Genomic DNA, 22,547 nt, shown 5'->3' on the forward strand with positions numbered 1-22,547 from the left:
TCGCTGCATCCGCTGCCGTCCCGCTGGCGATCTCAGGATCGTCGGTGCTTGGCGTCTTTGCTTCGGCAGGCCCTGCACGGTACTGGAACTGTGGCTTCCACCACGGCAAATGTGGTCTTGTCCTGGTGAGATCACAGGATGCTTGGTTTCCTCCTCCGTCTCCTGCCGTTCTGGGTCCGCGAGCCCCTGCTCATAGCGGTCGGGTCCGTCCTCGGCGTACGCATCATGTATCTCGCCGTCCGCGATCACGATCGGGTCGCGGCCGGTCTCGGCGTGGTGTTCCTCGTGTTCACCGCAATACGCGTCTACGCGGTGGTCCAGGCCCTGCGCGCACGCCGGAACCCGAGTCCGGCAGCCTCCGCGGACGGGGCGGCAGTCGATGCTGCCGCCCAGCCCCAGCCCCAGCCCCAGCCCCAGCCCCAGCCTCAGCCCCAGGCCGGAGCCGGGCCGCGTCCCGGTCCGGACACCCCGGAGAAGGAGCCCAACGCATGGGGCCAGGCCTTCGCGGCCGTGGCCGTGTTCGGGGCACTCGCGGTCGCGCTGTGGGTGGCCCCACGCTTCATGCCCTCCGACGACAACGCCCCGCAGCCCGCCTCGTGTTCGGACGGCGCGCACGAGGAGCTTCCGAAGGCCTACAAGGACACGCCCCAGCCTGTGACCGGTGAAGAGCTGTGCAAGGCGCTCAACCGGCCAGACCTGGCCAAGCTCCTTGGAACGCCTGAAGAGACCGCGACCACTGTTTCCAGCACCAACAACACCGCTCCCCTGACTGATGGGAAGGTCGCCCAACCGGAGGCCGAGGTCACGTTCGAGACGTACACCGTGAATGTCTCGGCCACTTACAACGAGCTGTCGACCGACCAGTACGTGAAGCTGATGAAGTTCGGGAATGAGCAGGACATCAAGACGCTTACGGTCCTCGGTCGGCCCGCGGTCCTCGCCTCGGATCACACCATGAAGCTCGAGATCGATCTCGGGAGTGGCGGATCCGGCGGACCGGTCGAACAAGGCCCCTTGGCCAGGACGCTGTCCGTGGCCCTGGACCGCAATGACCGAGGCGGCTACTGCGACATCACCGTGTGGAGCACGTCCGGAGCCCTCCCGGGCGACAGCGTTCTCCTCGACATCGCTGAGAAGGTTCTTCCGAGGATCCCCGAACGGCCTGTCCGATGAGACGCCGAGAACATTTCGGCGAAAGGGTGGGGCCAGTCGCACCGCCGGTGATATCGGTGCCCGCGCCGTGCGCGGCCGCGCTGCAGGTGCCAGGCATCGAGGGCCAGTTCGGTGTGGTCGTCCTCGCGGTCGGCAACGGCCCGGAGGTCCGGATGTGATCGGTTCGGCCACGATCGCGGTCAGCGCAGGCGGACCACGGTGACGACCGTGTGCCGGGTCGTGCCCGCGACGACCTCCACCACGGCGTCGCCCACGGCGGGCGTGTAGGCGTCGCCTGCCTTCGTGACGGCGCGCCACGGCCTCGTCGACTGTGTCCGCAGCTTGTTGTGGGCGGCTCGGTCCATCAGCTCGCTGAGATCTGCATCGCCGCAGGAAGTGGCGCCGCGCATACGGGAGTTCGTCAGCTGTGGGCGGGGAGTTCGGATACCGAAGTGCTTGTGGGCCCGGGGGTTACGGCGTCGTATGACCTCATTGCGTATCAACCTGCTCGATCTTCGGCGGCCAGTGCTGGAGCACCGCCTTCACGCCGTGCGCGGCCCCGGCGATCCGGGCGCCAAGGGATGGATTGCTGTTGCGCTGCCGGAACGCCGTGTCCAGCTCCAGGACTACGGCGGCAAGCACCTCCAGCTGCCGTAGATGGGTGAGGAGTTGGGCGCGGGCGTGCTTGCCCCGACCGGCGGCGATCACCAGGGCGCGCCACTGCAGGGCCTCCAGCTTCTGCTCCAGCTCCGACTTGTCGACGAAGCCGCCGTCGTCGATCGCGCGGGAGCGGCGGATCGCCTTGCATCCCTGCAGCACCTGAACCGCCAGCTCGCCCTCCGGGCTGTCCAGGTCTCGCCGGATCACGTAGCTGTGGTGCAGACGGCGCAGTACCTCCGCCTTGGAGGTCGTGCCGCGCATCACTGCCTTCCCCCGGCTGGGCACGGCGTCGTTCCACAGCGGAGCGTCCTCGAAAGGCTTGCCGCGCCCGTACCGGACCCGGCGCAGATGGTTCCGACGCTCGTAGGACAGGTCCGGGTCAATCATCACGGGATCGTCGTCCAGGCGCCGTGCGAAGTCCGTCAGATACAGCTCCACCAGCTCTTCGAGCGCTTCCCCGGACTCCGAGGCCACCCTCTTCGCCAGCGGTACGGTGTCCTGCAATCCGGGCTCGCTCCGGTGCGCCGGGGAGTCCTCGACCGCTTCCCCGTCCAGACGCGCCAGCACATCGTTCGTCAGCACCCGGGCAGCCGCCGACAACTCCCGCGCCCGTATGGCATCCGGATGGTCGGCCGCCGCCTCCAACAGCGCTGCGGCCATCCGCCGCAACCCCCGGGTCAGCTCTTCGACCCGCTTGTCGACATCCCGCTCACTCATGTGTTCCCCCTGTGTGTGGCTGCGGGCAAGTGTGCCAGGGAAGAGACATGGCATTCCGCGCTGCCCTCAAGGCCTAGCCGCCAGGGCGCGGGTCAGGTACAGAAACCCCGGTCAGCCGAGGTCCGTCCCGGGGCGTGGCCGGCTGAAGTGACGGCCTCGCGGCGCTGCTTCGGCTTCTCGTCCTCGGTCGCGGGCTCGATCCCGAGGACCTGCTCCAGCATCCACTGCTGCACCCCCGGTGAGCTTGTCCCGGCCCAGACGCTGGGCGCGCACCCACCAGCTGAGGTCCTCGCCCTGGCGCATGACCACGCCCGGCTCGGTCGGCAATGCACCGGCTTCGTCCAGTCGCAGCGGGCGAGGTGGAATGCCCGCCACCACTCCACCGGCCGACCCTCGTGAGCCGATGTCGGTACTACGACCGTGCCGAGGGTCGTGGAACGTAGGTCCTGGGTGGGTGTTCCGCGGTTGGCCATGCGCGGTCGTCCACCGTCAGGAATGGCTCGCCCAGCACGGTCGCCGGGGTTGTACCGGTGAACGCCATGACGTCCCGATGCAGATGGGACTGGTCGAAGTAGCCGCCGTCCGCCGCGACTTGGGCCGCACTTTCACCCGCAACGAGACGGTGCACGGCATGGTCGAAGCGGACCAGCTTCGCGGCACTCTTCGGTGGAATGCCGATATGAGAGTGGAACCGGGACCACAGACGCTTGCGGGTCCATCCGAGTTCGGCCGCCAGGCGGTCGACCCGGACAAGGCCCCTGCCGACGACGATCCGGTTCCAGGCCCAGGCCACCGCCGGGTCCACCGGCGACCGTGCCTCAAGCCGGCGGGCGAGCAACGCGTCTGTGAACGCGAAGCGGTCCTCCCACGAGAGGATTTCGCCCAGTTGCTCACGAATCCGTGACGCCTCCCTGCCCCACAGGTCGTCGAGGGACACCACGGAACCGGCCAGATCGGCCGGACCGGCGCCCAGAACGGCGCCTGCGACCACGGGGGACAGGCGCACCTGCACACACTCGACATGTTCGCCCCACGCCCGGACCCCGCCTCCGGAGCCGAACCCGGGCCCGGCGACGAGACTTCCCCGATGTCGCCGCCCAGCGCCATCCTCCACGGTGGGCGAACTCGCCCCGAACTCCAAAATCAGCATCACGGACGGGTGCGGAACCACCCGCAGGCCACCGAACAGCGGGCCGGGGACCCGGAACCCGGCCATGTCGACACCAGCCACCCGGCTGGGCCGCTGCGGACGTGCGATGTCCCACACAGCGGGATCGTCACATTCACTCGTGGTGGACCCCATCACCAAATGCTACGCGGGCCAAGGAGGGAACATTTGTCCAAGCCGCCGGTGCGCACCGGCGCCGACAGTGGACTCATGACTCCTTCCGACGGGCACCTTCATACGAACGGCGACGCCGGCGCCACCGAGGATTCAATCCTCCGCCTGGAGCACGGCGACATCTACGTGTGCCAGGACGGCCCTCGCGACGCCCCCGTGCTCCTGCTCATCCATGGATCCGCCGCCTCGAGCCGTTCGTGGGACATGCTGGTTCCGCTGCTGACCACGCTCCATCACGTCATCCGGATCGACCTGCCGGGGCACGGCCGCTCGGCCGAACCGATCGGCGGCGACTACGCGGTCCCGGAGCAGGGACGCAGGATCGGCACGGCACTTGACCGGCTCGGCGTCGAGCGCGCCATGGTCGTCGGCCACTCCAGCGGTGGCTATTCCGCCACCGCTCTCGCCGAGCAACGACCCGACCTGGTGACCGCGCTCGCGCTCATCAACACCGGCCCCAGCATGGATGCCTTCATCGCACCGGGGCCCACCGCGATCGACCCCGCGCAGTGGCCACCGACCGACGAGCAGATCCGCCAGTTCGCGAGCACCGCATTCCGCGCGGGCTACCAGGTTCCACAAGAACTCGTCGACGAACTGCGCGGCATGACCTACCGCGCCGTCACCACAGCGATGCATGCATCCACCGCCTATCTGAACCAGCGTGCGCTCCCGGATCGGCTGATGACCCTCGGCAAGCCACTACAGGTGATCTTCGGCGACCAGGACCGCAGATGGCGACCCTCGTCCGCGGCCGACTACCGCGTCGTTCCGGGCGCGGAAGTCGCGTTGCTGCCCGGTGCCGGACACACACCCATTCTGGAGGATCCGCCGCGGACCGCCGCACTCCTCCTGTCCTTCGCCGAGATCCACACCGCTCGAGCACCCAAGGCCACTTGACGATCCGTCGATGGCGGGCGAGACACCCGCACACCGCGAGACCCGGCGGTGAACCCGTTCAAGGAAGCCGCGGAAGACCGATGACTTTCCGCGCCCGCGAGCGTCTACAGATGCGACAGTCCCACCCTGTGCGAGACGAGGAGACGAGACATGAGCATGGAGCAGACCACCGCGGACAACGGCTTCGCCTATACGCTGACCCGAACGCTGGACGCCCCCGCGGCGAGGGTATGGCGGGCATGGACCACCCCCGAGCAGTACGACCAGTGGGCCTACGCCGCTGCCGGTTCCGTCGAGATGGACGTACGGCCGGGTGGGGCATGGAAGGCCACGATGGTCACCCCCGACGGCGGGCAGTTCCCGCTGACCGGCTCCTATCTCGAGGTCACCGAGAACCGCCTCTTGGTCGTCGGCATGGACGTACCCGGCAAACCAGAGCCCGCAGCCATGACCATGGAACTCGACGAACGGGACGGTCAACACACACAGATCGTGCTCCGCCAGACCTGCGACACCGCCGAGGAACGCGACATGGCCGAACAGGGAAGCACCATGCTCCTCGACGGCCTGAGCGCCTTCCTGGCCAAAGAGACGAGGGACTGAACCTGCTCAAAGCTTCGTTCTGCCGATCAACGACATACGGCGAGAGTCAGCGGAAGTCGTCGGCGTGGTCCACCGTCCAGTCGGCGTAGGTGCGCCCCGGCTCCCCTGTCAGGTCCTGGTACGTGGTGAACACCGGAGCCGGGCGCCCAACGGCCTCGACCAGATGCCTGACCAGGGTGTCGACCAACTCCGCGTCGCCCCAGCGGCCGAGTGCGTCCCGGTACTCCTCGGCGGTGATCTCCTCCAGGACGACCTTGCGGCCGATGGCTTCGGAGATGCACTCGACCTGCTCCCGCTGCGTCACCGACTCCGGACCGCTCAGTGGATACGCCTTGCCCTCATGGCCCGGCTCGGTCATGGCCAGCACAGCGATGTCCGCGATGTCGCTCTCATGGATCGCGGAGGCGTGGGCGTCCGGGAACGGGGCCTTGACCACCCCCGTGCCGCGGATCTCGTACGCCCACTGCAACGTGTTCGTCGAGAATGCCCCCGGACGCAGAAACGTCCACGAAAGCCGGGACTCGCGCAGGGCATTCTCGGCGGCACGGTGCATCCGCACGATGGGGTCGGTCGCGGGGTCGCCCGCCTCCACCCCGCTCGCGGACAGCACGACGATGTGAGGTGAGCCGGACTCCTCGGCGGCAGCGACGAACCCGTCTATCCCCTTCGGTTCCGCGTACAGGAACACCTTGCTGACACCGTCCAGTAAGCCCGGCAGGGTGTCCGGGTCGGACAGGTCCGCTTTCACCACCTCCACCCCTGCCGGCAGCACCGCCTCCTCCGGCCTGCGGCTCGCCACCCGCACCTTCCGCCCGTCAGCCAGCAGTCGGTCAACCACCGCCCGCGCCACATGCCCACGCCCACCAGTCACCAGAACCGTCACAACAACTCCTCGCATCAACTCGTCTCGCAGGTCATGCCGCGGAGTCCAGGCGTTCGCGCTGCTCGGCGGTCAACTCCAGTGACACTCCCGCGAGCGCCTCGTCCAGTTGCTGGACCGTGCTGACGCCGACGATCGGTGTGGCAGCCGGGTTTCCTCCGGTCAGCCACGCCAACACCACCCGGTTGCGGTTCGTGCCGGTCTCGTCGGCGATCTCGTCGAGCGCCGCGAGGCGGCGGGCGGTGCCGGGGTGGTCGTACTCCGTCGGCAGCGGCTTGTCCGCGCGGGTGTAGCGGCCGCTCAGCAGCGGCGTGTAGGCCCACAGAGCCATGTCCGGGTGGTGCTCCAGGTAGTGGAGCACCTCGTCGGTGACCGCACCGAACCGGTGCACCACGGTGGGCCGGGTCGCGGGGCGCGGTTGCAGGTACGTGTGGTGCTGCTGCACCGCTGTGAAGCCGGCGCTGCCGTGGGCCCGCGCGATCTGACGGGCCCGATCGATCTGCCAGGCAGGGTAGTTGGAGCAGCCGAGGCGACCGACCGTGCCCGCGGACACCAGCTCGTCGAAGGCGGCGACCGTGTCTTCCAGTGGTGCGACCGGATCCGGCTTGTGGGCCCAGTACAGCTCGACGTGGTCCGTGCCGAGTCGCCTGAGGCTGCCCTCGATCCCGCTCTTGACGGCCCCGGCCGAGAGCCCTTCGGCCGTCTCCGGGAACCTGCCGGCCTCGGTCGGCTCGCAGCCCACCTTGGTGCTGATCCTGACGCGGTCACGGACGCCCGGGCGGCTTGCCAGCCAGCGCCCGAGCAACGTCTCGCTCTGCCCGCCGAAACCGGACGGGTCCGCCCAGAACGAGTAGCAGTTGGCGGTGTCGATCCAGACGCCACCGGCGTCCACAAAACGGTCGAGGAGTTCGTACGATCGGCGCTCGTCCTGAACCGTGCCGAACAGCATGGCGCCAAGAGCCAGGTTTTCAATCATGCTCATCACGGTAGGCAGATTCGGCTCGGCGGTACGCTCCAATCTCGTGACTGATTCCCAGACCAATCTCGCGTGGGCGACGCTGCTGGACGTCAGTCCGCCGGAGCGCGGCAGGCGGCGCCTGCACGATCGCCTGGCTCACGCGCTGCGCACCTCGATCCGTACCGGCCGACTGGCGGAGGGCGCCGCCGTGCCACCGAGCCGAGCGCTCGCCGACGAGCTCGGCTGCTCCCGTTGGGTCGTGACGGAGGCGTACGGGCAGCTCATCGCGGAGGGCTACCTCTCCGCCCGAGTGGGCTCGGCCACGCGGGTTTCGTGGTCACCGGACACCGCGCCGCCGCTCTCTCGCGTGCGGCGCGCACCGGCGCGGACACCGATCCGGTACGACCTCGCGCCCGGCCTGCCCGACCTGCGGGCGTTTCCGCGCCGTCGCTGGGCGGACGCCGTCCGAACGGTCACCGGCGCGGCCGTCCACTATGACCTCGGCCTGCCCGACCCCGCCGGACACTCGGTGCTGCGCACCACCGTCGCGCAGTACCTGCGGCGCTCGCGCGGCGCGGACACCAACATCGAGTCCGTGTCCGTGTGCGCCGGCGTCACCGAGGGTCTGCTCCGCACGTGCCGAGCGCTGCGCGCCGAGGGGATCACCGATCTGGCCGTGGAAGACCCGGGCTGGGGGCGGCTGCGGGACGCTGCGACGAGCGGCGGCCTGCGCGTGCACCCGGTGCCGGTGGACCATGACGGCCTCCGCGTCGACGACCTGGCCCGTACGCCGGCCCGGGCCGTCGTCGTCGGCGCGGCACACCAATTCCCCACCGGCACGGTGCTCTCCCCGGCACGCAGGGCCCGTCTGGTGCGCTGGGCCCGCGAGGTGGACGGCTTCGTCATCGAGGACGACTACGACGCCGAATTCCGCTACGACCACCACCCGGTCGCGGTCATGCAGGGGATGGATCCGAGCCGGGTCTTCCTCCTCGGCTCGGTCAGCAAGACGCTGTCGCCGGCACTCGGACTGGGCTGGCTGGTAGCGCCTGCCGCGATGACCCCGGCGCTCCGGGCAGCGAACCTCGTCGCCGCCGCGCCACCGGTGCTGGACCAACTCGCGCTCGCCACCTTCATCGACCGCGGATGGTACGACGCCCACCTGCGCGCATCGCGGCGGCGGTTCCGCTCCCGCCGCGACCTGCTGGTCCGAACGCTCGACGCCCAGGTACCTGAGGGCCGGGTCGCCGGCACCGCCGCCGGGCTGCACATCCTGCTCCACCTGCCGGACGGCGCCGACACCCGCGGGGCGCTCCGGGCCGCGACCGCCGTCGGGCTGCGCCTGGCGGACCTCGACGACTACCGCACTGAGCCGTCGGCGAAGCGCGCGCTCGTCCTCGGGTACGGCAACATCAGCGACACGGAGATACCCCCGGCCGTCACGCTCCTGCGCGAAGCGCTACGTTCACCGACGGCCTCGCCACCAACGCGTACAGCACAGCTGAGCCATGACGATCGCTGACGCGGGGTTCATGCCCGGCATCGAGCTGTCACAGGTCCTGTAAGAAGAGGCGGTGCGACTGCTCTTCGGGGAGGTCTTTGCAACAGGAGGTCGGCTCCGCAGCGGCAACAGGGCCGAGCCGGGCGGAGGACGTTGTGCTCACGCCGGCGACCGGCGTCGAGGTGGTGAGTTCAGCGACTCAGCTACCGAACCGGGAGGCGCTCTACCGGCGGACCGCCGAGATCAGTCCGCCGGGCCGCTCCTCGCGCTGCGGCGGGGTGCTGATCGGGCGGCCGTAGGCGGCAGCGCGCTCGCGCAGGGTGTGGCTGCCGGCCTCCCAGCCGTGCCCGGCCAGCCAGCCCACCGGGTCGTCGGGCATCTCCGAGACCCACATGGACGCCGCCGAGCCCGGCTCGGCGTCCGCGCCGAAGCGCTCGATCACGCCGCGTGAGCCCAACGTCAGCCCCATCCGACTGCCTGGCGCCGACTGCGCGCTGATCCGGGCCAGCAGCAACTCCACCGCGTCCTCGGGCAGATAGATCAGCAGTCCTTCGGCGATCCACACGGTCGGCACCGCCGGGTCGTGCCCTGCGGCGGCCAGCGCGGCTGGCCAGTCCTCACGCAGATCCACCGCGACGGTGATCCGCTCGCAGCGTGCGACGGCCCGCTCCTGGCGCAGTACCGAAGCCTTGAAGTCCAGTGGCGCGGCGGTGTCGACCTCGAACAGCCGGGTGTCCTCGGGCCAGTCGATCCGGAAGGCCCGGCTGTCCATGCCGGCGCCGAGCAGCACAACCTGCCGGACCCCGGACGCGGAGGCCTGCTGCAACAGGTCGTCGAGGAACTTCGTCCTGATGACGATGGAGAACGACACGGCCAGCCGGCGGCGGCGCGCGGCCTCGTCACCGGGCAGCGGCGGCGAGGAGGGCCCCAGCAGGCCGCCGGCGGTGGCGAAGGCCTGTGCCATTGGGTCGCGGAACAGCGCGTTCTCCCGCTCGGTCTCCAGCGCCCGCACCCTGGCCACCCCCACCGCCGTGGCCCACACTCCCGACGGCCGCACCCGCTCCTGCTCATCAGTCACCGCGCCAGCCTAGATGTTCGATTCCGAGGGGGGTGAGGACGATGTCAGCGTTCCCGCTCTCGACGGCACGCGAGCCGATGATCGCCGCGTCGAGCGAGGAACCGCAGAGCCGGTTGACGGTGGTGGCCGGCACCGAGGTCGGCAGCCCGGCCAGAAGCCAGACCACGTCGCCGATCAGTACGACGTCCTGCACGGATCGCCCGCACGGTACGCGCGCAACTGCACGGCGAGTCCTTCCAGAGAGGGGAGGGGGAAGTGGCTTCAGACGAGCGGGAGTTGCGTGGCTGAGTCGATGAGAATGGCCTGCCACTCCCTGTCGAAGTTGGCGTCTTGCTTGTCGCTTACGCGGGCGGGGGCGGTGGCGGTGGCGAGCAGCTCCTCCGCTATCGGCCACGCCTTCGCGCGGGGGCGGACCCAGGACCGGGCGCGCCCGTACAGCGGGTCGCGTTCGACGTCGGAGCCGTGGCGATCGGCCTTCGTTAACCGTATGGGAGGTCTGCAGGCTCTGTGCCGCACATTCGGTTTGTCGCATTCGTGCGCTGCCCATCCGGGTCTTGCGGGGGCAGGAAGAAAAGCAGATGCCGACGCGTCCGGCAGTCCGTGATACTCCGACGGTGCTTGGCAATCATCGAGCGCCGCGCGAAGCGGGGCGCGTACCGTGACCGGCTTCTCTCTGCCGCCCGCCCTGTTGGCGTGGGTGTCCGAGACGACAGGAGCGCGTCTTGAGCGTTGCACCGTAGATCCCATGCCTGGCGGCGCGGTGTCCGGCCTGGTGGAGCGGATCACGCTGCACCTGTCTGGCGGACGGCGCATTCAGGAGGTCCAGGTGGTGCGCAAGCGCGCCTTCCCGCATGAGGCGGGCGGGCTGGAAGCGGTGCAGGCGATCCGGCCCGCCGCAACTGCCGTACCGGAGTTGATCGCCTGGGGCGAGAGCGCGAAGGGGGCGTGGCTCATCAGCCCCTTCCTGCCGGGCTCGCCCCTGCCAGACCGGGGCGCCCCGGTGCCCGCCAACCTCTTCGATTCGCTGGCACGCTTGCACGCCCACTTCCACGGTGCGACGAACGTGCCGGCGGGCATGCCCCGCGTGGACCCCCAGTGGTGGCAGCAGTTGTGCCACGACTGGGTTCTACCGCAGATTGACCGCCATCGCGGCAGGCATCCCGCGAGCACCATCACGCGGGCCAGGGTGCTGATCAACCGGGTTGCCGATCATCCTGCCGTGGGGCGCACTCTCCCTCGGCTGACTCCCACGTTGCTGCATGGCGACGTCCACTCCGGCAACGTGCTGATCGATGGCCAACACGCCTGGCTGATCGACTGGGGTAGCTGCCGGGTCGGCCCAGCCATGCTTGACCTGGCCAACCTGGTGTCCCTCGACTCCGACGGGTTCGCCGTTTACCGTCAGACCTGGGAGGAGGTCACCGGGAGCTCCCTGGACATCGGTTCGGCCGAACTCGGCTACCGGTGGGCCGCCCTGCAGATCCCGGTCCAGTGCCTTCCCTGGATGATCGGGAACCTGCCGACTACCGGCGTCGAGGCTGCAGTTGACCGTGCCGATCAAGCCCTCGCCGCGCTGTGAAGCCCGCATCGCCTGGTCCCGGGGCGAGCAGGAACCCGCTGTTGAGCACCGCCGGTTGTTTGAGGCGGCCCTCAGGTCTGGTCGCGCCAGGCCACCATGCCTCTGCCTCTGCCTCTGCCCATGGCCGCGGCCATGGGAACGCCGGTGGCCATCGGCACCTGGGCAGAGTCGGCCAGTTCGACCGGGGGTTTGCGGATCACGGTCGGGATCAGATCACTGTCTGATCAATGCATGTGTGTGGGCCGGACGCAGATCGCGGTCCGGCCCACACACGCATCTGTCAGACGTAGGTGAATCCGCCTGTGACGGTCACACTGCCGGCGGGGGTCGTCACAACGACCGCCGCGTTTCCGGCCACTCCGGCGGGGGTGACGGCTACCAGCACTGTGCCGGTGGCGTCGACGACCACGCTGGTCGCCGGGACACCTCCGATGGTCACGCTCGCCCCGGCGAGGTTGGTGCCGATGATGGCGATCGGCGTGCCACCGATGACAGCGCCGACAGCCGGGGTGATGGAGATCGCCGTGGGCAGCGGCAGCCCGACGTAGGTGAATCCGCCTGCGACAGAGGCGCTGCCGGCCCCGGTGGTCACCACGACGGGCACGTTGCCGGCGGCGTGCGGCGGAGTGACACCGGTCAGCACCACGCCCGCGATGACGTTCACCCCGACGGCAGGTACGCCGCCGAAGGTGACGCTCGCGCCGGTGAGGTTGGTCCCCACGATCGTGAAGGGGGTGCCGCCGGTTGTCGGGCCGGTGGGCGGGGTGAAGCCGAGGATGGTCGGGGGCGGCGGCACGATGGGGCCGACGTAGGTGTAGTTCGCGGGGGTGCTGGTGCCGGCCGCGGTGGTCACCACGACGGGCACGTTGCCGGCGGCGTGCGGCGGTGCGACCACGGTGATCAGGAATCCGAAGAGGTCCTGGGAGACGATGGCCGCGGGCGTGCCTCCGAAGGTGACCGAGGTCGCACCGCCGAGGTTGGTGCCGATGAGCAGGACGGAGTTGCCGCCGGCGATCGGCCCGAAGCCGGGGACCGCGGCGATCAGCGTCGGCTGCGTCAGGGCGGGGAGCAGGGTGGTTTCAGACATGAGTGTCCTCCTGGACCGGGTTGTTGTTGTGCGAGATGCATCAGCCGCTCCCCGCGGGTGCCTGCGTGGCTCGGTGCAGAGTCGGCACGGCTGCATGGGCGGGGGAGAGGGCTCGGGTGGGGCGCTGGACGATCACAGTGCCGGGCCAGAGGCCACGGTCATGGGGCGATGGTGACGGCCTTCGACGAGCCGTCGAAGACCTGTCGTTCAGCTCTCGGTGTGGGCTGCGGCGCAGCTGCATGTGCGACTGACGCGCATCAGACAGGTCGCGAGCATCAGCGATACCCGCTACCCCGAATGGGATGGGCCACCCACCGGTATCTCCATTGATCCATACGGGTGATGGGGTGACAAGAGAACTGACGAAACGTCACCCGCATGGCGGGGCGCGGGGACAGTGTCAAAGCGGTACGGCCCCCCACCGGGCTTCAAGAGCACCTGCGTGCGCCCCTATTCGCGAAAATGCGGGTGTTTCATTCCCGAGGACTGCACCGGCGAGCCGACGTTCGCCGACAACCGCAGCACCGCCGACGCCGACCTCGCCGTCAACGGCCTGCTGCTCGACTTCAAGAGCACCCGCCGCCCGCCGGCGGGATGCCTCAGCGCACCGCTTGGCAGCTGACCCAACGACCGTGCTGTGGCTCAGGGACGCGACGAAGCCCCGGAAGTCCGCGCACACATTCGGCTTGCGAGCAGCTGCGCAAAAACGGCTTGTTTGTCCTCCCGCCCCGTTGTCCGCGGCCGGTTCCCGGTATTGGCTTCGCTTGGCCCGTACGTCCAAGGCCCAGGGAGCTTGTCGAAGGGGGAGCAATGCGTTGTCTGAGACAGGTCGCCGTGCTGGCGGCCTTAGTGGGCAGCTGCGCGACCGCGCTGCCTGTGACCACGGCGGCGGCGTCCGGTCGCGAACAGCGGCCGCGCACGGAACGGGTCAATGTCACGGCCGAGGGCACCCAGGCGAACGACTACTCCGACGTGGGCGGGATCAGCGCCAACGGCCGCTACATCGCCTTCGATTCCGCGGCGACCAATCTGGTGCCCGGTGACACCAACGGGTTTTCCGACATCTTCGTCAAGGATCTGCACACGGGAACGATCAAGCGGGTCAACGTGGCCGACGACGGCACCCAGGCCGACAACGAGTGGGTGACGTACTCGTTGAGCGCGAACGGCCGCTACATCGCCTTCAGTTCCTACGCCGACAACCTGGCGCCTGGTGACACCCTCGACGCCCAGGACGTCTTCGTCCACGACCGCCTGACGGGGCGGACAGAGGTCCTCGTGCAGGCCGGGGCCGACGGGGCTCAGACGTACGAACCGTCCATCAGCGCCAACGGCCGCTACGTCGCCTTCACTTCGAGCAGGAGCGATCTGGTCCCCGGGGACACCAACGACCGTGGGGACGTCTTCGTCCGCGACCGCTGGAAGAAGACCACCAAGCGGGTCAGCGTGGCCGACGACGGCAGCCAGAGCGACGGGTTCTCGGAGGGCGCGGCGATCAGCGCGGACGGGACCCGGGTCGGCTTCCGGACCCAGTTCTCCCTCGAGGCGGGCGACGAAGCGGGGACGCGGCCGGACGCCTCCGGGGTCAGACGGCCGGAAGCCTTCATCTTCTACGTGCACGACACCCGCACGGGGCGGACGGTCCTGGCGGCGCACACCCGCGACGGCGTGCCCGTGGCCGCCCGAGGCAACATCGGGCTCAGCCCGGACGGGCGCTACGCCCTCTACGCCAGCGAGTGGTCGGAGATCGTGCCGGGCGACACCAACGACAAACGGGACGTCTTCGCCAAGGACCTGGCCACCGGAGCCACCCAGCGCCTCACCCTCGCGTACGACGGGTCGGAGCCGAACGACCACTCGGCCGGCGGGACTGCCAACTTCTTCGGCGGGCCTGCTCTCAGTGCCGACAATCGGCATGTGGTCTTCACTTCGTACGCCGACAACCTGGTGCCGGGCGACACGAACGGCGACCCGGACGCCTTCGTGCGCGACCTGGTCACAGGCGAGGTCCAGCGGGTCAATGTCGCGGAGGACGGGACACAGAGCGACAAAGCCCAACGCTCGTCCCCTGTTGTCGACGCCTTCGGCCGGACCGTGGCCTTCAGCTCACCGGGGGACAACCTCGTACCCGGGGACACCAACGACACCGCCGACGCCTTCGTCCGCCACCTCGACTGAAGGGCGCCGGTCTCCCATTGTGGTGCGCCGCACCACAATGGCCACCATGGCCATTTGGAGCAGCGCACCAATTTGGTGCGCTGCTCCAAATGTGTCACGATGGTGGCATGGCATCGAGGACTCGCCGGCCTCAGCGGCGTAACCAAGTGCTCTCCCGGGAGCAGATCATCGACACCGCGATCGAGCTGCTCGACGCGGGGGGCGAGGGCGCGCTGACCAGTCGCGCGCTGACCGAGCGCCTGGCCACCGGGTCCGGGGCGATCTACTACCACGTGGGGTCCCGGGGCGAGTTGCTGGACACAGTGACGGAGACGGTCGTCACTGCCGCTTTGGCGGCGAGGCCCACCGGGGCGGAGGCCACGCCCGGGGACGAGATCCGTGTCGTCGCGCTGGCGCTGTTCGATGCGATCGCCGAGCACCCGTGGCTCGCTACGCGGCTGATCCTGCAGGTCGTGCGGAATCCGGTCGGCCCGGTGACGGTGGGGATCTTCGAGAGGATCGGCCGGCAGGTGGAGGCCCTGGGTGTGCCGCAGGGTTCCTGGTTCGACGCTGCCTCGACGCTAGTGCATTACATCCTCGGGGCTGTCAGTCAGAACGCGCACATCGATGGTGACTCCTCGGCCGTCGAGCCGGACCGCGCCGAGTTCCTGGACGCGTCGGTGACGGCCTGGCAGGAGCTCGATCCCGAGGACTACCCGTTCATGCACGCCATCGTCGGCCAGCTCGGCGAGCACGATGACCGCGAGCAGTTCCTCACCGGCATCGCCATCGTCCTGGACGGCCTGACCCGTCTGGGCTGACCGTCCTTGCGGGTCGGGTTTCTTCGCGCGTGTGTTTCAGAAGGGAATCTCTCATGCGAGACGTAGTGATCGTGGGCGCCGGCCCGGTGGGCCTGTTCCTGGCCGGCGAGCTCGCTCTGGGTGGCTGTTCCGTCCTGGTCCTTGAGCGCGATGAGGACGTCACCTCGCCGTGGAAGGCGCTGCCGCTGGGGCTGCGGGGCCTGAACACCGGGTCGGCCGAGACGTTCTACCGCCGCGGACTGCTCGAAGCGTTAATCAGCGCTTCGGGCGCCGACGAGAAGAGGGTCGGCGCGGCCCCCGACGCGGTCGAGGCACCCGCCCCCCGTGACGTGAGTCATTTCGCGGGCATGGGACTGGACGCGGTCGACATCGATGTCTCCGCGCTCCCGTTCAGGCTTCCCAGCCCGGCGATGGAGGGGTTCATGACGAGCCTCGAAGCGGTCGGCTCGGTCCTGGCCGAGCGCGCCACCTCGCTCGGCGTCCAGATCGTGCGGGGCGCTGCGGTCACGGTGGTGACGCAGGACGACGAGTGCGTCCTCGCGACGGCGGGCGGCAAGGAGTACCGGGCACGCTGGCTAGTGGGGTGCGACGGTGGGCGCAGCGCGGTGCGTGCTCTCACGGACTTCGACTTCGTGGGTACCGAGCCGCTGTTCACCGGCTATGTCGCGCAGGTCGAGTTCACCGACCCCGACCCGGCGAAGCTGCCGTTCGGGTTCAACCTGACGGCGAACGGCATGTACCTGCGCACGCCCATCGAGGGGCATCTGGGCATGATGGACTTCGACGGCGGCACGTTCGACCGTTCCCAGCCGCTCACCCGCGAGCACCTTCAGGAGGTGCTGCGCCGCATCACTGGTACCGACGTGACGCTCACCGGTGTTCTTCGGGCGTCGACCTTCACGGACCGTGCGATGCAGGTGACGACATACCGCAAGGGACGCGTGCTGCTCGCGGGCGACGCCGCGCACATCCACTCCCCGCTGGGCGGTCAGGGCCTCAACCTCGGCATCGGTGATGCCGTGAACCTCGGCTGGAAGCTCGCGGCGACCGTACACGGCACCGCGCCCGCGGGCCTGCTCGACACCTACACCAGCGAGCGTCACCCCGTCGGTGCCTCGGTGCTCGACTGGTCACGTGCTCAGGTGGCGACCATGAAGCCGGGCCCCAACGCTCCTGCGCTGCGGCAGTTGGTTCACGACCTGATGAGCACCGCCTCGGGAACCACGCACGTGTACCGGCAGACGACGGGACTGTTCCACCGCTACGACCTGGGCAGCGAGCAGCCGCTCGTCGGCCGCACCGCCCCCGACTTCCGTTTCGGCGACGGCACCCGCCTCGGGGACCTTCTGTGCAAGGGCCAGGGCGTCGTGCTCGACTTCAGCGGCGACCACGCGCTGCGCGGCGCGGCCCAGAGCTGGGAGGGCCAACTCCGTTACGCGGGCGGCCCGGTACGCGAGGACCTCGGATTCGGCGCACTGCTGATCCGCCCCGACGGCGTCGTCGCTTGGGCCGAGGGCCATGCCCCCGACCCCGAGGCTTTCCGGCACACCGCCACCCGCTGGTTCGGCACACCCACCCCGTGACCGCCCACACGCGGCGCACCACCACATCCTCCGCGACCGGCAACCGCAGCCGTTATTTCAACTGCGGTGGCCCGGAACTGCCCCGGGCCGCCGCGTCAAACGGAGGAAGCCGTCGGGGCGGGCGCTCTCTCCGGGACGGATGGGTCGGCGATGCCGCTCTGAGCAGCCAGGGCCTTCTCCAGTCGCTGGATGTGGTAGTACTGCACCCGCGTGGTGCGCTGCAGGGCCATGACCGCGGTGAGGAACTGGTCCATCTCGGTGGCCCGGGTGAGGATGTCGTCGGGCACGTGCTCGTCCCGCAGGCAGGCTTCCGCGTCCTGGGTGAGCACGGCGTGTGCCCAGCCACGGGTGATCGGCTTGAACAAGTCCGGGTGGTTGGCCACGATCCGGGCCCGGATGGCCAGGTCGTTCTCGGCGGCTTCCAGGTGCAGTCCGGTGTCCTTGTTGCGCGCCCCGAACAACGGCTCATGGATGTGGTGGGCGTCGAAGCCGTGCTCGACGCAGCCGATCCAGAAGTCCCAGTCCTCTCCCGCCCGCATGGTCTCGTCGTACCCGCCCACGGTCTGCCACGCTTCGCGACGGTACAGCGAGCAGTAGAACATGATCAGTCGCTGGAGCAGCAGTTCTCTGCTGTACGCGGGGAGGGGCATCGCCTGCGGGGGCAGATCGTCTTCGGTGAAGGTGAACACATCGGTTGAGGCGATGGCGATGTCGGGGTCACTCTCCAGTACCTCGACGGTCTTCTCCAGCATCGTGGGCGCAATCACGTCGTCGGCGTCCAGCGGAAGAATGTAACGGCCGGCACTGGCCTCGATTCCGGTGTTGCGCGCGGCGGAGACCCCGGCATTGGCCTGTTGGAGCAGCCTGATGCGCCGGTCGGGGTGGCGGGCAACCAATTCCTGGACCACCTCGACGGTGTCGTCGGTGCTGCCGTCGTCGACGATGACGAGTTCCCAGGCGCGGAACGTCTGGCCGAGGACGCTGGACACCGCCTCGGGCAGATAGCGGGCGTAATTGTGGCAGGGGATGACCACCGAGACCACAGGGTCGGATCTGTGGGACATGCGCCATCTTTCGCTTCGGAACGGAACGGAACGGGATGGAATGGAGGGGATCCGCGGGTACGGTCGGCAGGATTCCGCGACGTCGGGCGCCGACGCCCCCCCCGGCCCTGTTCGAGGACCACGTCGCAGCGGACCAGCCGGACCGCGTGCTAGCTGGAGAGCGTTTGACGCCCAGGCACGAGGTGGTGGTGGTTGTGCCCGTGCTCCTGATGGTGCCCGTAGTCGCAGATGGTCACGTTGCTGATGGGCGTGCAGCAGTGCCCGTAGTCGGTGATGGTCATGTTGCCGATGGGCGTGCAGCAGTGCCCGTAGTCGGTGATGGTGACGTTCCCGATGGGGGCGCAGGGGCGCCCGTCCACGGAGGCGAGGGTGACGTCGCCGCCTATCAGCTGTCCTTGGTGCGCGTATGGTGCGGACGCTGTCAGCGTCTCCGGACCGAGGGCGGTCGCGTAGGCCGCCTCCGCGGTATTGAGCAGTCCGGCGGTTGCCAGTGCGGCAGGGAGGGCCAGGGAGGACATGACACGGGCTTTCACGGTGATGCCTTTCTCTCGGGACTGGGAGCTGCCCCACTACGGTGGGTGAACTTCACGGAAGGGGCAGTGGCACCACCGTAGGATTTCATTACTCACCGTGCCATCGTGATTACTCCATGTGGTGTACTCGCGGTCCGGCACCCAACGCCCGGCCCCGATCGGTCACGACGGGGACATGGCCCCGATGTCCGCCAGATCCGTGGCGTGGTGCGGGTGCAGCACTTCCAGGTCGGGCAGCGCCCAGCAGGCCGTGCCCATGTCCCGGGCCATCGCGGCCAGACCCTCGGTCTCGATGAGGTGCTGGTACGGGAAGGAGGGGAAGATCAGACCGTCCCGGTGGAGGTCGGCGCGTACCAGCAGTGCGGTGCCGCCGACCGAGTCGACGCGGATGAGCCCTTGCCCGCGCAACTCGTCGAGGTACGTCCGGCCGAACCCCCTGGGCGGCTGCAGAATGCCGTCGCGCAGCCATTGGGACCAGTTGAGCGTGCCGGCCCTGGGGTGCAGGACGAAGGTGTTGAGGTCGTAGGTGGGTCCACCGGTCGTTGTGGCACAGTGCGGGACGACGATGTCCTTGCGCGCTCCGAGCAGGCGCTGGACGAGGTCTGCCGGGTAGCCGGTGACATCCGCGTCGAGCCACAGGACCCACTCCTCGTCGGCGAGGGTTTGGGAGAGCAGATGGTTGCGTACCTTGGCCAGCACCGATCGGCGCCCACGCTGGACGCCGGGCTCCCAACGGGGTCCGGCCAACTGGAGGCCGAAGTCACGGTGCACGAGGGTGACCCGCCGGTACTCCGCCTCAAGGCCGGGCAGGACCTGTCGGAGCAGCTCCGGCGTCGCGTCCGTGCTGTCTCCCTCAAGCAGGCCCAGTGAGATCGCCTCGCGCGGGTAGTCCAGGGCGCGAAGGTTCTCCAGATAGCCCGGCAGGAACGCCGCTGCGTCCTTGAGAGGGGTGAGCACCAGCACCAGGGGTCGCTCACTCGCCGGACCCGGGGCGGGCTCAAGAGCCGTCCGTGGTCTTCGCTCGGAGGCTCGGGCGGCAGCGCCGGTCTCGGCGTGGGCGATGTCGTCCGGCCCGATCGGCAGGCGGGTCGCCATCGCGAGCAACCGCTCGGCGTATGCGCCGGGTTCGGACCAGATCTCGGTCGCCACGTCGAAGTGCTCCGCGAAATGGGCCTCGTTGAACGTATTGCTGCCGTGACACACGTACGTGTACAGCTCCGGTGCGTCGAGCGACACCACCCGGCAGGTGCGGACCACCTCTTCCGCAACCGGGGTGTCCTCGCCCCGGCGCAGTGCCGGGTAGCGCGGGAGGCGGGCCTTGGCGCACACCATTGACCCCTCCCACACACGCGCGCAGGAGATCGCGAGCTTGTGGCGAGCCGGCCACCACAGCCGTTCGCGTGCGAGGAAGCAGGCCTCGGCGTCGAGCGCGAGAATCGCCGCCATCTGTGTCTCGACCCGCTCCGGGTCGTACAGGTCATCGTCGTCCCACTGGCATACGTAGGGCCCGGTGGCCCGGTCCACCGCCTCGTTGCGCAGTTCGCCCAACGGCCGCCCCTCCGGGGGGAGTCGGTGATGGCGGATCCTCGGGTCGTCCAGCTCGCGAATGTGCTGTTCAAGGGCGTCGTCCGTGCCGTCCTCCACGACGACCAGTTCCAGACGAGGGTAGGTCTGCGTACGGAAGCACGTGATCGCGCGACGGGCCGTCGACGAGCGGTCCTTCGTCACCATCAGGCATGACACCATCGGCGCGGGCGTGCCCGTGGCCCAGCGGCGACGTTGCGCGTCCAGGTTGAGCAGGCCGTCGGCGAGCGGTTGCAGCTCCTGGCTCGCCCAGAACGGAAGCCGTTTGCCGACCGACGTCCGCGGAGTCCCGGGGGCGTCGCGCACCCAGCTGCCGGACCAGTGGTGCACGGCGTAGGCGCGCTCGTAGTCGGCTTTCTGAGGGCCGAACAGCTCTGTCGCGTACGGGCTCACCTCGGGGTACAGGATCTCCGGTCCGAGGATCGTCATCGAGTCGGGCTCCGGGGCGCGGTCGATCGCTCTGCTGAGGAAGAAGGGGCCTGTGGCGTCCAGAGCTCCAGGAATTCTGTGGGCGCCGACCAACTGTCGGTGCACATGGGCCCAGAAGGGGTGGCCCGGCCGTGACGCGATGAACGCGTTGCCGACGATACGGCTGAATCCGCGCTGACGGGCCAGCAGCATCTGCGTGTGCACCTCGGGCTCGCAGCCGAGGACGAGTTCGCGACCCTCAAGGATTCCGTCGACCGGACTCAGGCACTCGAAGTCCAGGTCCACGTAGAGCCCGCCGAAATGGTCGAGCAGGAAATAGCGAATTGCGTCGGCCCGCATGATTGGTTCCGCATAGCCGTCGTAGACCGGCAGGAACCATGGATAGTGCTCCTGGAGAAAAGCGCGATTGTCGGAGTCGGTCCACAAACGGTATCCCCAGCCGGGGTGGTGCAGACGCCATGAATCGGCCCATTTTTTCCATTGGTCGGGCACATCAGCGTCTTTCCAAGTCTGGTGAATCAAGGCGGGAATCTTCTTCTGCATCCGCATTCACACAGTATGCCGATCCGCTTGGCCGACAGGATTTCCAGTGGGACCCGTCGGTAGAACATTCACCCGGGCGGCCCATTCGCGTGTGAGGGCGTGCGCCCGAAGGGGGGGGCAGTCCGCAGTCAAGTTCTCCGGGGTGAGGTCGCGGTATTCGGCAGTCGTACGAGATTCCGGCCCCATCGGGCGCTTATGGGGCACGGGCGACTGTCTGTGTGCCGCTACTGCGACGGAGTCGGCTTCCTGCGCCGGGCGAATCGACGCCAGGCCACCCAGAGGTTGATCAAGAACAGCACTGATCCGGCTATGAGCCAGCCCAAGGATCCACCGTCGCGGTAGGTCTCGATGCCCACCAGCAAGAACATCGCGCCAACCGCCGCGCCCATCAGGTCGAGGAGGATGTCTGCCTGCCGCGCGAACTTCGAAAGGTTGACCACGGCTTGATCGTGACAGATGACCCGCTCGCCACCAAGGGCGGGTTTCTGCCGCATGCCGGTGAAGGAGCAGAGATGAGTGGTGGTGGGACCGCTGCTGATCGCCCTCGCAAGACGAAGCCGCGTTCGACGAGCAGGGCCATGGTGGCCGACTGTGCGCCGCGGGCGCTGAGCGTCTCAACCTCCGGCAGTCCGGCGGGAATGTCCGAAACGTGACTGTCGTCGTCTCCAACCATTTCCCTTTCCCCTTTGTCTCACATGGCGTAGATGCGCAATTCGCAGAAAATGGAAGGGAGTTGCTCGCCGATGAGACGCTGGGCAACCGTGCTGGCAGTGCTGGCGCTGGTACTGACGGGAGCGGGCACAGTGTCGACTGCCGCTGCCGCGCCGCAGACCACAGCTTGCGAGACGGGCTGGGGGAGTATGGCGAAGGCCGCGCCGGGATCGATGGCGATGACCGGTTCCCTGACGGATGTCAGGACCGGCCGGCACGCCTGCTACGACCGGATGGTTTTGGATATTCCGGGTATGACGACGGCAGACCCGGCCCTGTACTGGGTCCAGTACGTCCCGGGTTTCGCCCATCCCCCGTCCCAGACCGGTATCCCGGTCGCGGGAGGGGCGGTCATCGAGATCGAGTTCACCGCGCCGGTCGACGACTCGCAGTACGACGTCGGGCTCGCGGATCCGCTGCCGGGACTGGACTTCAGCGGATACCGGACCTTCCGGGACGCGAAGTTCGGCGGCCACTACGACGGGGGGACCCACATCGGACTCGGTGTCCGGGCCACGTTGCCGTTCCGGGTGATGGTGCTTCCCGACCGGTTGGTGGTGGACGTGGCGCACAACTGGTAGCCGCACAACTGCGATCATCCGTGATGCTGGGCCGGCGTCGACGGTCCAGCGGCTGCGGGAGTCCGATGACTCGCTGCACGTGAC

Annotated in this window: 22 protein-coding genes and 2 pseudogenes; 10 read left to right on the forward strand and 14 right to left on the reverse strand. The window is 68.8% G+C overall.

All coding sequences use genetic code 11. The annotated features are described in order from the left end of the window. Nucleotides 1-138 precede the first annotated feature (138 nt). Nucleotides 139-1,173: a DUF6215 domain-containing protein gene (locus AB0H86_RS26465; RefSeq protein WP_362443610.1), complete on the forward strand. Its 1,035-nt coding sequence runs from the start codon at nucleotides 139-141 to the stop codon at nucleotides 1,171-1,173. 179 nt (nucleotides 1,174-1,352) lie between these two features. Here the strand turns inward: AB0H86_RS26465 and AB0H86_RS26470 are convergent, their stop codons facing one another. The 4 genes and pseudogenes from AB0H86_RS26470 to AB0H86_RS26485 all read right to left on the reverse strand — a co-directional run bounded on the left by AB0H86_RS26470 (nucleotide 1,353) and on the right by AB0H86_RS26485 (nucleotide 3,745). Continuing rightward, nucleotides 1,353-1,562, reverse strand: coding sequence for a hypothetical protein (locus AB0H86_RS26470; RefSeq protein ID WP_362443613.1), 210 nt, complete (start codon nucleotides 1,560-1,562; stop codon nucleotides 1,353-1,355). Nucleotides 1,563-1,641: 79 nt separating this feature from the next. Beyond that, nucleotides 1,642-2,529 (reverse strand): hypothetical protein, encoded by an 888-nt coding sequence (locus AB0H86_RS26475; RefSeq protein WP_362443616.1) that lies wholly within the window; start codon nucleotides 2,527-2,529, stop codon nucleotides 1,642-1,644. Between the two features lie 170 nt (nucleotides 2,530-2,699). Beyond that, nucleotides 2,700-2,915 (reverse strand): annotated as a pseudogene (locus AB0H86_RS26480) (helicase); the annotation flags it as partial. A gap of 26 nt (nucleotides 2,916-2,941) precedes the next feature. Further along, nucleotides 2,942-3,745: a helix-turn-helix domain-containing protein gene (locus AB0H86_RS26485; protein ID WP_362443919.1), complete on the reverse strand. Its 804-nt coding sequence runs from the start codon at nucleotides 3,743-3,745 to the stop codon at nucleotides 2,942-2,944. Between the two features lie 162 nt (nucleotides 3,746-3,907). Between AB0H86_RS26485 and AB0H86_RS26490 the strand changes: the two genes are divergently transcribed. Beyond that, entirely contained in the window at nucleotides 3,908-4,771 is an 864-nt protein-coding gene (locus tag AB0H86_RS26490; RefSeq protein ID WP_362443922.1) for an alpha/beta fold hydrolase, read from the forward strand. 150 nt (nucleotides 4,772-4,921) lie between these two features. Further along, nucleotides 4,922-5,374: an SRPBCC domain-containing protein gene (locus AB0H86_RS26495; RefSeq protein WP_362443619.1), complete on the forward strand. Its 453-nt coding sequence runs from the start codon at nucleotides 4,922-4,924 to the stop codon at nucleotides 5,372-5,374. A gap of 46 nt (nucleotides 5,375-5,420) precedes the next feature. Here AB0H86_RS26495 and AB0H86_RS26500 read toward each other — a convergent pair whose 3' ends face one another. Together AB0H86_RS26500 and AB0H86_RS26505 are read right to left on the reverse strand one after the other, a co-directional pair. Then, on the reverse strand, nucleotides 5,421-6,257 hold the full coding sequence (locus AB0H86_RS26500; RefSeq protein ID WP_362443622.1) for an NAD(P)H-binding protein: 837 nt from the start codon (nucleotides 6,255-6,257) through the stop codon (nucleotides 5,421-5,423). Nucleotides 6,258-6,288: 31 nt separating this feature from the next. After that, entirely contained in the window at nucleotides 6,289-7,236 is a 948-nt protein-coding gene (locus AB0H86_RS26505) for an aldo/keto reductase (RefSeq protein ID WP_362443625.1), read from the reverse strand. Nucleotides 7,237-7,276: 40 nt separating this feature from the next. Here AB0H86_RS26505 and AB0H86_RS26510 point away from each other — a divergent pair, with 40 nt between their 5' ends. Beyond that, a complete protein-coding gene (locus tag AB0H86_RS26510) occupies nucleotides 7,277-8,734 on the forward strand; it encodes a PLP-dependent aminotransferase family protein (protein ID WP_362443628.1) in 1,458 nt (485 codons plus the stop codon). 202 nt (nucleotides 8,735-8,936) lie between these two features. Here AB0H86_RS26510 and AB0H86_RS26515 read toward each other — a convergent pair whose 3' ends face one another. Next, nucleotides 8,937-9,791 (reverse strand): class I SAM-dependent methyltransferase, encoded by an 855-nt coding sequence (locus tag AB0H86_RS26515; protein ID WP_362443631.1) that lies wholly within the window; start codon nucleotides 9,789-9,791, stop codon nucleotides 8,937-8,939. A 10-nt stretch (nucleotides 9,792-9,801) separates the two neighbouring features. After that, nucleotides 9,802-9,948 (reverse strand): annotated as a pseudogene (locus AB0H86_RS26520) (3-oxoadipyl-CoA thiolase); the annotation flags it as partial. A 588-nt stretch (nucleotides 9,949-10,536) separates the two neighbouring features. On the opposite strand from AB0H86_RS26520, the gene AB0H86_RS26525 reads away from it, so the two are divergent. Then, nucleotides 10,537-11,370 carry a phosphotransferase gene (locus AB0H86_RS26525; protein WP_362443634.1) on the forward strand — a complete coding sequence of 278 codons (834 nt, stop codon included), beginning with the start codon at nucleotides 10,537-10,539 and terminating at the stop codon, nucleotides 11,368-11,370. A 71-nt stretch (nucleotides 11,371-11,441) separates the two neighbouring features. Here AB0H86_RS26525 and AB0H86_RS26530 read toward each other — a convergent pair whose 3' ends face one another. Together AB0H86_RS26530 and AB0H86_RS26535 are read right to left on the reverse strand one after the other, a co-directional pair. Beyond that, a complete protein-coding gene (locus AB0H86_RS26530; RefSeq protein ID WP_362443637.1) occupies nucleotides 11,442-11,570 on the reverse strand; it encodes a hypothetical protein in 129 nt (42 codons plus the stop codon). 80 nt (nucleotides 11,571-11,650) lie between these two features. Further along, on the reverse strand, nucleotides 11,651-12,457 hold the full coding sequence (locus AB0H86_RS26535; protein ID WP_362443639.1) for an IPT/TIG domain-containing protein: 807 nt from the start codon (nucleotides 12,455-12,457) through the stop codon (nucleotides 11,651-11,653). Nucleotides 12,458-12,899: 442 nt separating this feature from the next. On the opposite strand from AB0H86_RS26535, the gene AB0H86_RS26540 reads away from it, so the two are divergent. The 4 genes from AB0H86_RS26540 to AB0H86_RS26555 all read left to right on the forward strand — a co-directional run bounded on the left by AB0H86_RS26540 (nucleotide 12,900) and on the right by AB0H86_RS26555 (nucleotide 17,018). Further along, the gene (locus tag AB0H86_RS26540) at nucleotides 12,900-13,079 is read left to right on the forward strand and encodes a hypothetical protein (protein WP_362443642.1); all 180 of its coding nucleotides are present in this window, start codon (nucleotides 12,900-12,902) and stop codon (nucleotides 13,077-13,079) included. Between the two features lie 188 nt (nucleotides 13,080-13,267). Then, nucleotides 13,268-14,635 carry a hypothetical protein gene (locus AB0H86_RS26545; protein ID WP_362443645.1) on the forward strand — a complete coding sequence of 456 codons (1,368 nt, stop codon included), beginning with the start codon at nucleotides 13,268-13,270 and terminating at the stop codon, nucleotides 14,633-14,635. 107 nt (nucleotides 14,636-14,742) lie between these two features. Beyond that, nucleotides 14,743-15,435 carry a TetR/AcrR family transcriptional regulator gene (locus AB0H86_RS26550; RefSeq protein WP_362443648.1) on the forward strand — a complete coding sequence of 231 codons (693 nt, stop codon included), beginning with the start codon at nucleotides 14,743-14,745 and terminating at the stop codon, nucleotides 15,433-15,435. 53 nt (nucleotides 15,436-15,488) lie between these two features. Beyond that, entirely contained in the window at nucleotides 15,489-17,018 is a 1,530-nt protein-coding gene (locus AB0H86_RS26555; RefSeq protein WP_362443650.1) for an FAD-dependent monooxygenase, read from the forward strand. A gap of 95 nt (nucleotides 17,019-17,113) precedes the next feature. Here the strand turns inward: AB0H86_RS26555 and AB0H86_RS26560 are convergent, their stop codons facing one another. The 4 genes from AB0H86_RS26560 to AB0H86_RS26575 all read right to left on the reverse strand — a co-directional run bounded on the left by AB0H86_RS26560 (nucleotide 17,114) and on the right by AB0H86_RS26575 (nucleotide 21,665). Continuing rightward, nucleotides 17,114-18,082, reverse strand: a complete 969-nt coding sequence (locus AB0H86_RS26560; protein ID WP_362443653.1) for a glycosyltransferase family A protein — start codon at nucleotides 18,080-18,082, stop codon at nucleotides 17,114-17,116. Nucleotides 18,083-18,231: 149 nt separating this feature from the next. Then, the gene (locus AB0H86_RS26565; RefSeq protein ID WP_362443656.1) at nucleotides 18,232-18,615 is read right to left on the reverse strand and encodes a hypothetical protein; all 384 of its coding nucleotides are present in this window, start codon (nucleotides 18,613-18,615) and stop codon (nucleotides 18,232-18,234) included. A 162-nt stretch (nucleotides 18,616-18,777) separates the two neighbouring features. Then, nucleotides 18,778-21,177: a glycosyltransferase gene (locus tag AB0H86_RS26570; RefSeq protein ID WP_362443659.1), complete on the reverse strand. Its 2,400-nt coding sequence runs from the start codon at nucleotides 21,175-21,177 to the stop codon at nucleotides 18,778-18,780. Between the two features lie 218 nt (nucleotides 21,178-21,395). Next, nucleotides 21,396-21,665 carry a hypothetical protein gene (locus tag AB0H86_RS26575; protein WP_362443662.1) on the reverse strand — a complete coding sequence of 90 codons (270 nt, stop codon included), beginning with the start codon at nucleotides 21,663-21,665 and terminating at the stop codon, nucleotides 21,396-21,398. 249 nt (nucleotides 21,666-21,914) lie between these two features. On the opposite strand from AB0H86_RS26575, the gene AB0H86_RS26580 reads away from it, so the two are divergent. Further along, nucleotides 21,915-22,463: a hypothetical protein gene (locus tag AB0H86_RS26580; protein WP_362443664.1), complete on the forward strand. Its 549-nt coding sequence runs from the start codon at nucleotides 21,915-21,917 to the stop codon at nucleotides 22,461-22,463. Nucleotides 22,464-22,547: the final 84 nt, after the last annotated feature.

Origin of the sequence: Streptomyces sp. NPDC050997 (assembly GCF_040660135.1) — a bacterium.
In the GTDB taxonomy this organism is placed as follows: Bacteria; Actinomycetota; Actinomycetes; order Streptomycetales; family Streptomycetaceae; genus Streptomyces.

Coding starts and splice junctions, on each gene's coding strand:
- AB0H86_RS26465 (WP_362443610.1), top strand. CDS start 139: ATGCTTGGTTTCCTCCTCCGTCTCCTGCCGTTCTGGGTCCGCGAGCCC.
- AB0H86_RS26470 (WP_362443613.1), bottom strand. CDS start 1,562: ATGCGCGGCGCCACTTCCTGCGGCGATGCAGATCTCAGCGAGCTGATG.
- AB0H86_RS26475 (WP_362443616.1), bottom strand. CDS start 2,529: ATGAGTGAGCGGGATGTCGACAAGCGGGTCGAAGAGCTGACCCGGGGG.
- AB0H86_RS26485 (WP_362443919.1), bottom strand. CDS start 3,745: ATGGCCGGGTTCCGGGTCCCCGGCCCGCTGTTCGGTGGCCTGCGGGTG.
- AB0H86_RS26490 (WP_362443922.1), top strand. CDS start 3,908: ATGACTCCTTCCGACGGGCACCTTCATACGAACGGCGACGCCGGCGCC.
- AB0H86_RS26495 (WP_362443619.1), top strand. CDS start 4,922: ATGAGCATGGAGCAGACCACCGCGGACAACGGCTTCGCCTATACGCTG.
- AB0H86_RS26505 (WP_362443625.1), bottom strand. CDS start 7,236: ATGAGCATGATTGAAAACCTGGCTCTTGGCGCCATGCTGTTCGGCACG.
- AB0H86_RS26525 (WP_362443634.1), top strand. CDS start 10,537: ATGCCTGGCGGCGCGGTGTCCGGCCTGGTGGAGCGGATCACGCTGCAC.
- AB0H86_RS26535 (WP_362443639.1), bottom strand. CDS start 12,457: ATGTCTGAAACCACCCTGCTCCCCGCCCTGACGCAGCCGACGCTGATC.
- AB0H86_RS26545 (WP_362443645.1), top strand. CDS start 13,268: ATGCGTTGTCTGAGACAGGTCGCCGTGCTGGCGGCCTTAGTGGGCAGC.
- AB0H86_RS26550 (WP_362443648.1), top strand. CDS start 14,743: ATGGCATCGAGGACTCGCCGGCCTCAGCGGCGTAACCAAGTGCTCTCC.
- AB0H86_RS26555 (WP_362443650.1), top strand. CDS start 15,489: ATGCGAGACGTAGTGATCGTGGGCGCCGGCCCGGTGGGCCTGTTCCTG.
- AB0H86_RS26560 (WP_362443653.1), bottom strand. CDS start 18,082: ATGTCCCACAGATCCGACCCTGTGGTCTCGGTGGTCATCCCCTGCCAC.
- AB0H86_RS26570 (WP_362443659.1), bottom strand. CDS start 21,177: ATGCGGATGCAGAAGAAGATTCCCGCCTTGATTCACCAGACTTGGAAA.
- AB0H86_RS26575 (WP_362443662.1), bottom strand. CDS start 21,665: ATGCGGCAGAAACCCGCCCTTGGTGGCGAGCGGGTCATCTGTCACGAT.
- AB0H86_RS26580 (WP_362443664.1), top strand. CDS start 21,915: ATGAGACGCTGGGCAACCGTGCTGGCAGTGCTGGCGCTGGTACTGACG.